This is a genomic window from Streptomyces sp. NPDC058459, assembly GCF_042721685.1.
Taxonomy (GTDB): Bacteria; Actinomycetota; Actinomycetes; order Streptomycetales; family Streptomycetaceae; genus Streptomyces.
This window is the reverse complement of sequence record NZ_JBHXLV010000409.1, coordinates 1-1,730: the sequence shown is the minus strand read 5'-3', so window position 1 is coordinate 1,730 and position 1,730 is coordinate 1. Positions and strand designations below refer to the sequence as shown.

The 1,730-nt window shown below is 67.7% G+C and carries 1 protein-coding gene; it reads right to left on the bottom strand.

Annotated elements, in window-relative coordinates:
* Positions 1-73 precede the first annotated feature (73 nt).
* Positions 74-1,730: hypothetical protein (locus ACFWN1_RS33180; RefSeq protein ID WP_384370457.1), on the bottom strand; the 1,657-nt coding region annotated here is incomplete at its 5' end.

Genomic DNA, 1,730 nt, shown 5'->3' with positions numbered 1-1,730 from the left:
CCGAGTACGAACTCGACTTCTGGCGAAGCCAGGAGCAAGCCCCGCAGTCCGCCTGAAACAAGATCACCGGACTCTATGAAACTCGGGGCAGCTCACTGTAGGGGCTGAGGATGACGGTGCAGTCGACGGCGTGATTGTTGGGCCGGAAGGTGACTCTGTCCCCTCCGCCCAGCGGTGTGCCCGTGATCACCCGAACCAGGATGTCCTGGGGGAGGAACAGAGGATCGTGCGGGGCGAGTTCCGCAAGAGAGATCTGCACCGCGGCGGTGAAACGCTCGGCTGCCAGGACGGTGGCGCGGGTGTTGTCGCACCGGATAAGCCATGTCGTGCCCAGGGCTGCGAAGTTCAGATCCCGGTGTGCTCCCACGTCCGAGAACGGTCTTCCGGTGAGCTGGTCGTCTGCGTTCTGGATGAACTGCTGCTCGGTCTGCGTGAAGCTGGGCCGGATCAGCGGGAGGTGTTCGTCGAGGTCGGCCAGGTAGTCCGCATCGGTGAGCTCACGCAGGGCCGGCATGAGTGTGGGGCGGAACCGCTCTGCGCTGAGCATCACCATGCCGGCGTGGAAGTCGAGTTGCTGGATGTAGCCGTGAGAGGGGTAGTCCTCGGGGGTGTCGGCGAACAGGTGGTGGGCCATGAAGGCGAGTCCGCCGAGGGCGAGGGCGTCGCCCCAGTGGCCTGCCGCGTGGGTATGGGCCATGGCTTGGGTCAATGCGGCGGGCAGCAGGTCTTCATGTTCTTGGCCCGCGTGTGAGGCTGCGACGGCGGCGGCGGTCAGCGCGTACTGCCGGGCGGCTTGCTGCAGGTCCAGGTCGCCGTAGATCTTCCCGATCATGCGCATGGTGAGCAGCGCGCCGCGCAAGGTGTCGCCGTGCCACCAGTTGATTTTGACCTCGTGCAGTTCGTGCAGCGCGTCCAGCGGTCTGCCCGCGCGCAGGAATGCCATCGCACGGTCCCGGCAGCGTGCGGCGACACTGCTGTCGCCTGCGAGGTCCGCCTGCGCGGCGTCCAGCGCGTCGCGGATCTTCTCGTAGCGAGGGTCTTCGGTGAGGGCGGGTGCGAACATCTGGAACGTCTCGCCCACACCGCCTACTGGGAAGGCACGGGCCTGCGGCAGCAGGTCGACCAGCTGTTCCAGATAGTCCATCGCCTGGGTGACGTCCACCGGGTGGCTGGCCGGGCTGACATCGGGCATGATCTCACCGGCTCGCCGCAGCCGTGTCGTCTCCTGCGGGGTGGGTAGAGCCCCTGCGGCCGGGCGGGTGACCTGAGGCCAGAGCGGGTGCAGACACAGGCGGGCGGCCACGTCGAGGAGCGACGCTTTGCGCACCGGGTAGACAGCGGCGTCGGTGGCCTCGATCAAGACGTCCACACGCTGCCGCAGGCGCAGGTCCAGCTCGCGCAGTTCGTCGGCGTTCGTCGTACCCAGGTGACGTAGCCAGGCGCCGCCCCAGTACAGCAGCAGTTGGCCCGCGTCATCCAGGAGCGCGACACGTTCCGAGGACAGGGCGGCATCGATGACCGCCCGGATATCCGCTTCGACGCCGTCCAGGCTGTTCTTCCCACGCAGCACGGCCAGCACTCGTTCGTAGCGCGCCCGTAGGGCGAGCTCTCCGTCCCCGGCGTCGATGAATTCCTCGACGTAGCCGAGCCACTCGGGCAGGTCCCCCCGCGCCTCGTCGTCGAGGGTCGCATGCCGCAAACCGTCCCGGACCTCGGACAGGGCTCCCGGC